General features: G+C 62.5%; 12 protein-coding genes. 6 read left to right on the top strand and 6 right to left on the bottom strand.

Features of this window, described 5'->3' with window-relative positions:
- The first annotated feature begins 22 nt into the window (after positions 1-22).
- The 5 genes from ACIPSK_RS29515 (at position 23) to ACIPSK_RS29495 (ending at position 5,284) form a co-directional block, all read left to right on the top strand.
- Positions 23-877: a CheR family methyltransferase gene (locus ACIPSK_RS29515; RefSeq protein ID WP_162117008.1), complete on the top strand. Its 855-nt coding sequence runs from the start codon at positions 23-25 to the stop codon at positions 875-877.
- Between the two features lie 61 nt (positions 878-938).
- Positions 939-2,036 carry a protein-glutamate methylesterase/protein-glutamine glutaminase gene (locus tag ACIPSK_RS29510; protein WP_162117009.1) on the top strand — a complete coding sequence of 366 codons (1,098 nt, stop codon included), beginning with the start codon at positions 939-941 and terminating at the stop codon, positions 2,034-2,036.
- A 197-nt stretch (positions 2,037-2,233) separates the two neighbouring features.
- The gene (locus tag ACIPSK_RS29505) at positions 2,234-3,034 is read left to right on the top strand and encodes an inositol monophosphatase family protein (RefSeq protein WP_017968155.1); all 801 of its coding nucleotides are present in this window, start codon (positions 2,234-2,236) and stop codon (positions 3,032-3,034) included.
- A 111-nt stretch (positions 3,035-3,145) separates the two neighbouring features.
- Positions 3,146-4,249 (top strand): MotA/TolQ/ExbB proton channel family protein, encoded by a 1,104-nt coding sequence (locus ACIPSK_RS29500; RefSeq protein WP_162117010.1) that lies wholly within the window; start codon positions 3,146-3,148, stop codon positions 4,247-4,249.
- 3 nt (positions 4,250-4,252) lie between these two features.
- Positions 4,253-5,284: a peptidoglycan -binding protein gene (locus ACIPSK_RS29495; RefSeq protein ID WP_017968153.1), complete on the top strand. Its 1,032-nt coding sequence runs from the start codon at positions 4,253-4,255 to the stop codon at positions 5,282-5,284.
- 110 nt (positions 5,285-5,394) lie between these two features.
- Here the strand turns inward: ACIPSK_RS29495 and ACIPSK_RS29490 are convergent, their stop codons facing one another.
- The 5 genes from ACIPSK_RS29490 to ACIPSK_RS29470 form a co-directional block, all read right to left on the bottom strand.
- Positions 5,395-6,633 (bottom strand): RNA polymerase sigma factor, encoded by a 1,239-nt coding sequence (locus tag ACIPSK_RS29490; RefSeq protein WP_162117011.1) that lies wholly within the window; start codon positions 6,631-6,633, stop codon positions 5,395-5,397.
- A 7-nt stretch (positions 6,634-6,640) separates the two neighbouring features.
- Positions 6,641-6,979, bottom strand: a complete 339-nt coding sequence (locus ACIPSK_RS29485; RefSeq protein WP_162117012.1) for a YciI family protein — start codon at positions 6,977-6,979, stop codon at positions 6,641-6,643.
- 275 nt (positions 6,980-7,254) lie between these two features.
- Positions 7,255-7,443 carry a YegP family protein gene (locus ACIPSK_RS29480; RefSeq protein WP_017968150.1) on the bottom strand — a complete coding sequence of 63 codons (189 nt, stop codon included), beginning with the start codon at positions 7,441-7,443 and terminating at the stop codon, positions 7,255-7,257.
- Between the two features lie 174 nt (positions 7,444-7,617).
- The gene (locus ACIPSK_RS29475; RefSeq protein WP_162117013.1) at positions 7,618-8,610 is read right to left on the bottom strand and encodes a Bug family tripartite tricarboxylate transporter substrate binding protein; all 993 of its coding nucleotides are present in this window, start codon (positions 8,608-8,610) and stop codon (positions 7,618-7,620) included.
- 144 nt (positions 8,611-8,754) lie between these two features.
- Positions 8,755-10,557 carry an ABC transporter transmembrane domain-containing protein gene (locus ACIPSK_RS29470; protein WP_017968148.1) on the bottom strand — a complete coding sequence of 601 codons (1,803 nt, stop codon included), beginning with the start codon at positions 10,555-10,557 and terminating at the stop codon, positions 8,755-8,757.
- 193 nt (positions 10,558-10,750) lie between these two features.
- On the opposite strand from ACIPSK_RS29470, the gene rpmE reads away from it, so the two are divergent.
- Positions 10,751-10,972, top strand: a complete 222-nt coding sequence (gene rpmE / locus ACIPSK_RS29465; protein WP_003542805.1) for a 50S ribosomal protein L31 — start codon at positions 10,751-10,753, stop codon at positions 10,970-10,972.
- A 193-nt stretch (positions 10,973-11,165) separates the two neighbouring features.
- Here the strand turns inward: rpmE and rcdA are convergent, their stop codons facing one another.
- Positions 11,166-11,681 (bottom strand): protease adaptor protein RcdA, encoded by a 516-nt coding sequence (gene rcdA / locus ACIPSK_RS29460; protein WP_003542804.1) that lies wholly within the window; start codon positions 11,679-11,681, stop codon positions 11,166-11,168.
- Positions 11,682-12,068: the final 387 nt, after the last annotated feature.

Below are 12,068 nucleotides of genomic sequence, written 5' to 3'. Positions count from 1 at the left end.
TCAACTCGGAGTACTGCGTTCTATGAGCATGGCAGCGGTGGAAACCCAATTGCCGGGCGACCGGATCAGCAAGCGCAATTTCGACAAGCTTGCCCGGTTCATCTACGATTACAGCGGCATCAAGATGCCGTCGACCAAGCTGACGATGCTTGAAGGGCGGCTGAGGCGCCGCCTTCGCGCAACCAACCATGCGACCTTCGACGATTATTGCGACTTCCTCTTCAATCATGACGGCCTCGACCAGGAAACCGTCTACCTGATCGACGTGGTGACGACGAACAAGACCGACTTCTTCCGCGAAGCCAAACATTTCGACTATCTGCAGACGGTCGCGCTGCCAACAATTGCCAACAGCGGCGTTCGGACCATCCGCACCTGGAGTTCGGCCTGCTCGACGGGAGCCGAGCCCTATACGATGGCGATGGTGTTGGCGGAATTCGCTGAAAGCCGCAATAACGTCTCCTACAGCGTGCTGGCCACCGACCTTTCCACCGATGTGCTGCAGACGGCGCGCCGGGGCATCTATCCGGAAGATCTTATCGCGCCGGTGCCGCGCGACCTGCAGCGCAAATATGTGCTGACGGCCAAGCAGCCGGGTCGGCGGGAGGTGCGCATCACGCCGAAACTGCGCAGCAAGGTCGGCTTTGCCCGCATGAACCTGATGGACGAGAAATACCCGATCGGCGAGTTGATGAACGTCATCTTCTGCCGCAACGTGCTAATCTACTTCGACAAGCAGACTCAGGCCGGCGTGCTCAACCGCCTCTGTGCCTGCCTGGCGGCGGGCGGCTACATGTTCATCGGCCATTCCGAATCGATCACCGGCTTCGATCTGCCGTTGAAACAGGTCTCGAATACGGTGTTTCAGCGTATCTAAAGCGCATCGCGTCATCCCAAAACCGCTGCGCACTTCTGGACGGCATGCATCAGGGGCATTCATGGCTAAGAAAATCCGCGTCCTTATCATCGACGATTCCGCGAGCATCCGCCAGACGCTGACCCATGTGCTGGAGCAGGATCCCGATATCGAGATCATGGCGGTCGCATCCGATCCCTTCATGGCGGCGCGGAAGCTGCAGGAAGAGATCCCGGATGTCATTACGCTCGATGTGGAGATGCCGCGCATGGATGGCATCACCTTCCTGCGCAAGCTGATGGCGCAGCGGCCGATCCCCGTCGTGATGTGCTCGTCACTGACGGAGGCGGGATCGGAAACGCTGCTCCAGGCACTGGAGGCAGGCGCCGTCGACGTCATCCTGAAATCGAAGATCGGCGCCGCCGACAGCCTTTCCGACGACGCGATGCGCATTCGCGAAGTCGTCAAGAGCGCCTCGCATGCACGGCTTTCCAACGTCCGCCGCGCCGCCGGAACTATCCGCTCCGCTTCGGCGGAGGGGCCGGCCAAAAAGCTGACGGCGGATGTGATGCTGCCGCCACCGACGGGGCGGGCCATGGCGAAGACGACTGGGATGGTCGTCTGCGTCGGCGCCTCCACCGGCGGCACCGAAGCACTGCGCGAGTTCCTGGAGGAACTGCCGGCCAATGCGCCTGGCATGGTGATCGTCCAGCATATGCCGGAGAAATTCACCGCCGCCTTCGCCAAGCGGCTGAACGGGCTCTGTGAGGTAGAGGTCAAGGAAGCCGTCGATGGCGATCCGGTGCTGCGCGGTCATGTGCTGATCGCGCCCGGTGACAAACATATGCTGCTCGAGCGCCAGGGTGCGCGCTACTATGTGAGTGTGAAGACCGGGCCGCTGGTGTCGCGCCACCGGCCTTCGGTCGACGTGCTCTTCCGCTCGGCGGCGCGCGCGGCCGGCTCGAACGCCATGGGGATCATCATGACCGGCATGGGCGACGACGGCGCGCGCGGCATGCTGGAAATGCATCAGGCCGGCGCCTACACAGTGGCGCAGGACGAGGCGAGTTCCGTTGTTTTCGGCATGCCGAAGGAGGCGATCGCCAAAGGCGGTGTCGACCGAATCCTGCCGCTCGATCAGATCGCTCGCGAAGTGCTGATGACACAGCAGAAGTTCTGAGATCGATTTCGACGAAACGGAGCATAGCCGCCGGTTTCCGGAACCGCAGGGCAGCCATGCGTGGCTCCCCTTGAAATTTCCGCGATTTTGTGGTCTTGAGGCCGCCAATCAATGCAGCGCTGCATGTCATGCATGTTCAGGGACACTTCCCGCCCCTGGCAGCGCGCACCTCGTATCAGTCCCAAGGAAAATGCCCGATGGCTCGTTCAGCTCTTCTCAATGTCATGGTTCAGGCTGCCCTCAAGGCAGGAAAGTCGCTGGGGCGTGATTTCGGCGAAGTGCAGAACCTGCAGGTTTCCGTGAAGGGACCGGGCGACTTCGTTTCCACCGCCGACCGCAAGGCCGAAAAGATCGTCAGGGAAGAGTTGCTCAAGGCGCGTCCGACCTATGGCTTCCTCGGCGAGGAAAGCGAAGAGATCAAGGGCACGGACGGCGCGCATCGCTGGATCGTCGACCCGCTCGACGGCACGACGAACTTCTTGCATGGCATCCCGGCCTTCGCTGTCTCGATCGCGCTCGAACGCAACGGCGAGATCGTTGCAGCCGTCATCTTCAATCCGGCGACCGACGAGCTCTATACCGCCGAGCGCGGCGGCGGCGCCTTCCTCAACGATCGGCGCCTTCGCGTTGCCGCGCGCCGGGCGCTGTCGGATTGCGTCATCGGCTGCGGCGTGCCGGCGCTCGGCAAGCGCAATCACGGCAAGTTCCTGGTCGAGCTTCGCCACGTGATGGGCGAAGTGGCGGGCATCCGCCGCCTGGGTTCGCCGACGCTCGATCTTGCCTATGTTGCTGCCGGGCGGTTCGACGGCTTCTGGGAAGCGGAGCTTGCGCCGTGGGACATGGCAGCCGGCATCCTGCTCATCCGCGAAGCCGGCGGTTTCGCCACCGACTGGGACGGTGGCGCAACGATGCTGGAGAGTGGCACGATCGTCGCCGGCAACGAGATCATCCACAAGGCGCTGATCGAAGTCGTCAAGCGGCCGGTTCCCGCCAAGTGACCGAACGAAAATCTGGCTGTTGTAAAGTCACGGTTTTCGCCCCGGCATACTTCAATTCGGCACAATGTTGCTCTAGTCTCCGCGAGCAGTGACTCCGGAGGCAGCGACCCTATGGAAAATGTGAATGTGGCGGAGATCGGCTCCACCGAAAAGACGGCGGGCACTTATGCCTACAGGCTTTCGAGCCCAATGCCCTTCCTCTGGACGATGCTGCTTTTCCTCGTCATCGTCGGGTTTATCGCCGCCATCCTCTTCCGGCAAACGCAGACCGCCTTCATGCACAATCCGGGCCTCAACGGGTTGATCGTCGGCGTTCTCGCGGTCGGAATCATCCTTGTTTTCAATCATGTACTGGCACTTCGCCCCGAGGTGCGCTGGTTCAATTCGTTCCGCGCCGCGGGCAGTGCCGACAAGGTCAACCGCAATCCGCGGCTGCTTGCGCCAATGCGGGCACTGCTTGGCAGCCGCAAGTCCTCATTGGCGCTGTCGACGACGGCGCTGCGCTCGATCCTCGATTCCATTGCCACCCGCCTCGACGAATCGCGCGATGTTTCACGCTACCTGATCGGCCTCTTGGTCTTTCTCGGCCTGCTCGGCACCTTCTGGGGCCTCATTGGCACGATCGGTTCGATCAGCGTCGTCATCCAGTCGCTCGATGCCGGCTCGAACGGCACAGGGGACGTGCTCTCGGCGCTGAAGGAAGGGCTTTCCACGCCGCTTTCGGGCATGGGCCAGGCCTTCTCCTCCTCGCTGCTCGGCCTTTCAGGTTCGCTCATTCTCGGCTTCCTCGACCTGCAGGCAGGCCGCGCGCAAAACCGCTTCTACATGGAGCTGGAAAACTGGCTGTCCTCGGTCACGGATGTCGGCTCCGATCTTGCCCCGGCTCTCGACGCCGTTTCCGGTGCTTCCTCGGACGACATGAGAGCTCTCTCCGATTATCTGCGCAAGGTCGCCGAAGAGGGTGGCGCCGGCAGCCAGCGTTCCGTCGCCGCCATGGCGAGCCTTGCCGAAGGTATTCAGGGCCTCGTCAAGAACATGCGCAACGAACAGCAGATGCTGCGCGACTGGATCGAGGCACAGCAGGACGAGGCGAAGGCGATGCGCCGCACGCTCGACCGGCTTGCCGAACGCATCGGTGTCCAGGAGCGCGGAGGCGAGAGGGGGGAGCGCATGCGCGACCGCGCCAGCCATGCGGAAAAGAGCGAGGGCAAGTAGGCCATGGCTCTTGCCCGCAACCGGCGCCGCGAACGCACGGTGGATTACTGGCCGGGCTTCGTCGACGCGCTGTCGACGCTGCTCATCTCGATCATGTTCCTGCTGACGGTCTTCGTCGTCGGGCAGTTCATCCTCAGCCGCGAGATCACCGGACGCGATGAGGTGCTCAATCGCCTCAACAGCCAGATCAACGAGCTGACGCAACTCCTCGCGCTCGAAAAGGGCAGCAACCAGGATCTCCAGGATTCGGTCGCCAACCTGCAGGCGTCGCTTGCCAGTGCCGAAGGCGACCGTTCGCGGCTGCAGGCGCTGCTGAATGCCGGTTCGGGCGGCCAGGATGCGGCGCAGAAGCGGATCGGCTCGATGACGCAGGAGCTTGACGAGCAGAAGCAGGTGAGCGAACGGGCGCTCAGTCAGGTCGAACTGCTGAACCAGCAGATCTCAGCGCTTCGCAGCCAGATTGCCGCCGTCGAAGCAGCCCTTCAGGCGTCGGAGGAGAAAGACCGGGTCTCGCAGACCAAGATCGCCGATCTTGGCAGCCGCCTCAACGTAGCGCTCGCCGCACGGGTGCAGGAGTTGAACCGCTACCGTTCCGACTTCTTCGGCCGTCTGCGCGAGATCCTCTCGGATCGCGAGAATATCCGCATCGTCGGCGACCGGTTCGTCTTCCAGTCGGAAGTGCTGTTTCCCTCGGGTGGTGCCGATCTCAACCCGCAGGGGCAGACCGAGATGGCCAAGCTTGCCGCCGCCCTTCTCGATCTCGCCAAGGAAATCCCGCCGGAGATCAACTGGGTGTTGCGCGTCGACGGGCATACCGACAATGTGCCGCTTGCCGGAACGGGCCGCTATCGCGACAACTGGGAGCTCTCCTCGGCGCGCGCGATTTCGGTCGTCAAGTTCCTGATCGCACAGGGCGTGCCGGCCGACCGGCTGGTTGCCGCCGGCTTCGGCGAGTTCCAGCCAATCGCGCCGGGCGATACGCCGGATGCGCGCTCTACCAATCGCCGCATCGAGCTGAAGCTGACCGAGAAGTGATTGCAGCGCCGTGCGTCTTTGAAGACGCGCAAACGACGCTGTAACACTTTGAAAGACTGCATAATTCCTCAAATCGATTCCGATTTAAGGAATTATGCAGTGGGCTGCCATTACCGCTGGACGGCCTTTAACCGGCCGGCGAGAAAGTTGCGTACGGCGGGGCTGTCGCTGAGGCCGATCGCCGTCATATAGGCGTCGGCCGCGGCGGCCTTGTCGCCGGCTTGCGCCTGAAGATAGGCACGCACGGCCCAGTAAGGCTGATAGGCTGCGACGTCGCGCCGATCGAGCTTGTCGAGCTGCTCCAGCCCGGCAGCGGCGCTCGAGGCCCTGCCGATTACAGCAGCCTGGCTGACGCGTGCACCCAGCGTCGGCTTCATCATCACCAGCGCCGCGTAGAGCGTCGTCAACGCCTGCCAGTCAGTCGTTCCTGACAACCGGCGCGCCGCATGCACGGACTGGATTGCAGCCTGGCACTGGAAGGGGCCGAAACGGTCGAAGTTTCCGGCTTTGCGCAGCAGCGCATCCGCCTCGGCAATCATGATCGCGTTCCACGCGGCCGTATCCTGCTCGTCCAGCGGCACATATTGGCCGTTGCTGTCGCGCCGGGTGCTGCGGCGGGCTTGGCAGTGAAGCATCAGCGAGAGGAGGCCTATCGCCTCCGGTTCGTCCGGCAGCACCGCCAGGAGCGCACGGCCGAGCCAGATCGCCTCGCCGGCCAGCGAATGGCGTTCGTTCTCCCCGTCGAGCCCGTCCCATCCGAGACCGTAGGCGGCGTAGATCGCCGAAAGCACGGCGGCGAGCCGCCCGGGCAAGTCGGGGCGAGGGGGGACGGCGAAGGGAATGCCGGCATCGCGGATCTTTGCCTTTGCGCGCACCAGCCGCTGGCTCATTGCCTCTGGTGCGACGACGAAGGACCGCGCGATGGTCTTTGCCTCGATGCCGAGAACGGTCTGCAACATCAACGCCGTATGCACGGAGCTGTCGATGGCGGGATGGGTGCAGGCGAAGAGCAGCTTCAGCCGCTCATCGGGAAAGACGGCGTTGCCGGCTTCGTTCATGCGTTCCTCCGCTTCCTCGAAGGCGACCGATATCGTCGTTTGCGCATTGGCCTCGACGGTGCGGTGGCGGGCCGCCTGCATGAGGTTGCGGCGGGCGGCCACCAGCAGCCAGGCTTCCGGATTGCCGGGAACGCCGCGCTCCGGCCAGACGCGAAGCGCCGAAGCCAGCGCTTCCGACAACGCATCCTCTGCCGCCGGCACGTCGCGCGAGCGGGCGGCGAGGAAGGCGATCAGCTTGCCGTAGGACTGACGCGCCACCTTTTCGGCAACGCGTCCGGCATCGGGCGGCATTGCCGCCTCACATCTGCAGGCGCGGGCGCACCTCGACCGAACCCTTGTCAGAGATCGGGACGCGGGTCGCCCATTCGAGCGCGGTATCGATATCGGGAACATCGATCAGATAGAAGCCGCCGAGCTGTTCCTTGCCTTCCGGATAAGGCCCGTCCTGAACATCGTGTTCCTCGCCTTTGCGGCGCACGATCGTGCCGGTCTCCGGGCCGGTCAGCCCGGCGCCACCGGTCATGATCCCCGCCTGAGCAAGCGCCTTGCTGTAGGCGACCCAGCCGTCGCGATAGACGGGATCGCCGCGGCGGGCGAAATCTTCGGCGGTTTCGCGAATGATGAGAGCATATTGCATGGAGAACTCCTGATCTCGTTGCTGCGTTGATCCAGGCATGCCGGCCGGATTCTACATCCGAAACCTCCTGCCCGGCGGAGCGGCCCGGCTTTCGGGATATCCGTTCCGTGACAATGAGGCGCGGCCACCCGTCGTTTCGACATGGCCTCATAAAAAATATGCAAAAAGAGAAATGGCGCAGAAAGTCGGAAGCAAGCGTCCGGGCTCAAGGGCGCCGGCGCTGCTCAAGGGCGCGAAAGGGCAGGGCGGCGTTCAGGCCGCCGCTGCCGGTCTGCTCAGGACTCGGCCTTCGTCTGGTCGACGACCTCGGCGCTTGGCGTGTTCTTCTTGATGGATTCGATGGCACTCATGGCGGACGCCTTCGCCTTGTAGCCCTCGGACGAGAACATGGCCTCCCCGTTCGATGCCTTGAAGCGGAACCGGAACTCGCCAGCCTTATCCTTATAGACTTCGAATTTATACATAGATGTCTCCCGAAATCCCAAATCGCTGAATTGCAACCATCAGCTTAGCGGAGGCTAGATCAAAATGGCGAGCTTTTCCACTGCCTTAATAAGAATTGGGTTGCCAAGCGTCCAATTGCCACCGTTTCCATTGCACGCAAGTGAAGGAGGGATGCCGGTACACGCTCTTTCACATTACTCCATCTGGATATTCGCGCCTTTGACGACCGGCCGCCATTTGGCGAGTTCGGCCTTTACATGGGCAGCCAGTTCGTCCGGCGTCGAGCCGACGATGGTGGCACTGAATTCTTTCATGCGTTCAGCGACGGCAGGGTCGGCAAGCGCCTTCTTAGCCGAGGCGTTGAGACGCGTTACCACCTCATTCGGTGTCTTGGCCGGGGCGAAAAGCGCATTCCAAGTATAGGTCTCGTAACCTGGAATGCCCGACTCGGCGACAGTCGGCACGTCGGGGAAGGAGGGTGCACGCTCGGCCGTGGTCACCGCCAGCGCCCGCAGGGTGCCGGCCTTGATGTGGCTCGACGAGGAGGGCAGGTTGTCGAACATGATTGGCACCTGGTTGCCGATGACGTCGTTCAATGCCGGACCGGCGCCCTTATAGGGTATGTGCTGCATGCTGACGCCGGCCATGGATTTGAAGAGTTCTCCGGAAAGATGCAACGGCGTGCCGTTGCCCGATGAGGCGTAGCTGTATTTGTCGGGCTCGGCCTTCAGCAGGGCGATCAGCTCCTGCACGGTCTTTGCCGGCAGATCCGGATTGACGACCAGCACGTTCGGCACGACGACGAGCAGCGAGATCGGCGCAAAATCCTTTTCGGCGTCATAGGGCGTCGATTTCAGGATGAGCGGATTGAGGGCGTGGGTCGCGACCGTGCCCATCAGGATGGTGTAGCCGTCCGGTTCGGCGCGGGCGACGTTACCGGCGCCGAGATTGCCGCCGGCGCCGGCGACGTTCTGGACGATCACTTGCTGGCCAAGGTCCTCCGACATCTTCTGCGCAACGATGCGAGCGACGACATCGGTCGAGCCGCCGGCCGCGAAGGGTACGACCATGGTGATCGTGTGATCGGGAAAATCCGCAGCAGCGGCAGACGCGCCGACGGCAAAGGCCGCAAGCACAGCGAAACCGAGCGCAAGGCCTGTACGTCGCGTTATATCGGAAAGCGCCATTCCTATCTCCTCCCAAGGATTTCAACCGCAATATCCCCCACCCGGGGGATTGAAGAGGTTAGGGCGGGACGCGCGAAAGACAACCGCAGGAAGGCACGGTGGCGGTCAGACTTTAGTCGCTGTTGGCCGGAGAAGTGGCGCCGGCTATTTCGCTGCGGCGAGCACATCCTCGTTGGCGGCGTCGAATTGCAGCCGCGCCAGCCGCGCATAGAGGCCGCCATGGCGGATCAGGCTCTGATGCGTGCCCTCCTCGACGACGCGGCCCTGATCCATGACGAGAATGCGGTCGGCCTTCAACACGGTTGCCAGGCGATGGGCGATGACGAGCGTCGTGCGGCCGTCCACCAGGCCGTCGAGCGCCTTCTGCACGAGCGTCTCGCTTTCAGCATCAAGCGCGGAGGTTGCCTCGTCGAGCAGCAGCACCGGCGCGTTCTTCAGGATGGCACGGGCAATGGCGATGCGCTGGCGCTGGCCGCCGGAGAGCATGATGCCGCGTTCGCCAACCTCGGTCTCGTAGCCCCTGTCCAGCCGAGCGATGAATTCGTCGGCCTGCGCGGCAAGGGCTGCGGCGCGGACCTCGTCACGCGAGGCGCCGGGACGGCCGAAGGCGATGTTGTCATGGATCGAGGCGGCAAAGATGGTGACATCCTGCGGCACGATGGCGATGCGCTGGCGCAGCTCGTCGGGCGTCGTCAGCTGCGCATCGACACCGTCGATCCTCACGCTGCCCTGCTGCGGATCGTAAAAGCGCAGCAGCAGCGAAAAGACGGTGCTCTTGCCGGCACCGGAAGGGCCGACAATGGCGACCGTCTCGCCTGGCGCGACGGCGAAGCTTAAGCCATGCAGCGCCGATTTGCCGGGACGCGAGGGATAGGCAAAATGCACGCCGGAAAATTCGACGCGGCCGCGGCTGGGCGAAGGAAGCGGCTCAGGGCTGGCGGGTGCTGTGATCGGCGAGACCTCGTCGAGAAGCTCGGTCAGCCGGTCTGCGGCACCGGCTGCCTGCGAAAGTTCGCCCCAGACCTCCGACAGCGCGCCCAGCGAACCGGCGGAGATGACGGCATAAAGCAGGAACTGGCCGAGCGTGCCGGCCGAGAGCGTGCCGGCAAGCACGCTGTGGGCGCCCACCCAGAGAACGGCGACGACGCTGCCGAAGATCAGCGTGATGGCGATCCCCGTCAGCAGCGCGCGCGAGCGGATGGCGGCGCGGGCGGCCTCGTAGGCGGATTCGACGGCGGTGCCGTAACGCGTCGCTGCGGCATCTTCGCCGTTGAAGGCCTGAACCGTGCGGGTCGCGGCGATCGTCTCGTTGGCGAAGGCGGAGGCATCGGCGAGCGTATCCTGGGCGGCGCGCGAACGTTTGCGCACCGAGCGGCCGAAGGCGACGAGCGGGAAGACAATCAGCGGGATCGCTCCGATGACGAGGCTCGAAAGCTTCGGCGAGGTGACGATCATCATGCCCATGGCGCCGATACAGAGGATGAGGTTCCTGAGCGCTACAGAGGCAGTGGCGCCGACGGCGGACTTGATCTGCGTGGTATCGGCGGTCAGCCGCGAGACGATCTCGCCGGACTGGTTGACATCGAAGAAGGAGGGCGACAGCCTCGTCACATGGGAAAAGACATCGCGGCGAAGATCGGCGACGATGCGCTCGCCAATGGTGATGACGAAATAATAGCGCAGCGCGCTGGCGACCGCGAGCACGATGGCCATGACCATCAGCATGGCGAAGTAACTGTTGATGAAGCGACCATCCGACTGGGTGAAGCCGTGATCGATCATGCGACGCACGGCGAGCGGCAGCGCCAACGAAGTGACGGCGGCAAGCGCCAGCGACATCAGCGCACCGGCCACCATGGCGCGATAACGCATCACGTAGGGCGTCAGCCTGCCGAGCGGCCGCAGCGATCGTCTTTTGTTTTCCTCAGCCCGTGCCTGCTCTGCCAAATCGTCTCCGATCGCCCGCAGGACCCGCGCAATGCGGCCTGTAGGCTCTTGTTATCTAGGCGTCCTTCATGTATAGGCACCGCATCCTAATGGGAAGCCGTAGCCATCACGACTGCGGCTTCATTTATTCAATCGGTTCGGTGGCTGCAACTGCATGCGGCAATTTGAACTCCGGTATCGCAGGAAGATTGTTATGAAGGCAGGCATCCATCCCGAATATCACATGATCAAGGTGGTCATGACCGATGGCACCGAATACGAAACCCGCTCGACCTGGGGTTCGGAGGGCGCTGTCATGAACCTTGAAATCGATTCCAAGTCGCATCCGGCCTGGACCGGCGGCAACCAGCAGCTCATGGACCGCGGTGGCCGCGTCTCCAAGTTCAACAAGCGTTTCGGCGGCCTCGGCCTCTAATCGTTTTTGCTCGACGGAATTCGAAGAGAGCCCGGTTTTGCCGGGCTTTTTTGCGTTCGCAATGCCCTACTGCGCCACGCGTCTTTTCAGACGCGCAAAGGACGCTCCAGGGATGCCGGTGTTCAGAGGCAAACAAAAAACCGGCCGCGTATAAGACGCAGCCGGTCTGTTTCGAAGAAGTCTGCAGATCCGGTCAGTTGTTGCCGAAGGCGGTCTGCAGCAGGGAAAGCTGAGCCTGGACGCTGTTCTGATTATCATGAACGATCACGGCTTCGGACGGGCGGTAGATCTCGCGGTCGAGCAGGGCAATGCGGTTCTGCAGACGCAGCGAGCGCTCGACGAGGTCGCGGAAGGATTCCGGCAGGTCGCCCCAGCCGGGCGCAGCGCGGTCGACGTTGAAGCCGTCGAGACGGACCTTGTTCTTTTCGGCCAGTACCTGGTCGCGGGACATTTCGCCATTGTTGACGGCGCGCTGCAGCAGCAGCCAGGAGGCCATCTGCATGAGGCGGGTGGTGAGACGCATCGATTCCGCGGCGTACAGGACCGAGGCCATCCGCGGCAGAACCTTGGAGGCGGCGCGGCCCTGGCCGTCGAGGTAGGCGGCAGTCTCTTCGACCAGCGACATGCCTTCCGCGTAAAGTGCTTTGAACTGCGAGGATGCAGCGGCGCGGCCTGCAAAACTGATCGTGTTCAATCCAACTTCCGACATCGCAATAGTCCCTGTTTGCACGCAGCTACATATATTCAGGTAACGCCGGCACCGACGGAAAAGTTTCCGGGCCCCGTCTTTATGACTTTAAGATGGTATCATTAGCTCAAATGCGCAAGGCGTTTCTTAAGAAAGGGTTAATCTCCACAGTTTCGTGGAAGTGCGCCGGCCGCAGGAAAAAGAAGAGCCGCAGACGCGGCTCTCAAGGTAAAACAGGGAGAAAAATCAGACCAATTCACCGCTTGGAAAACTGTCTGAGATCCAGAGAAAATCCGGATGAATATAGTAATACCTTATAAAGCTTAATATTTTATTAACATTGTGCTGAATTAAGACTTGAGGCGGTCTGTTTTATCCACCTATAACCTTGTTTTCGGAGTTTTGGCG

The sequence above is a fragment of the Rhizobium sp. LARHSG275 genome, from assembly GCF_052871115.1.
This window is presented reverse-complemented; position numbering and strand designations above follow the sequence as displayed.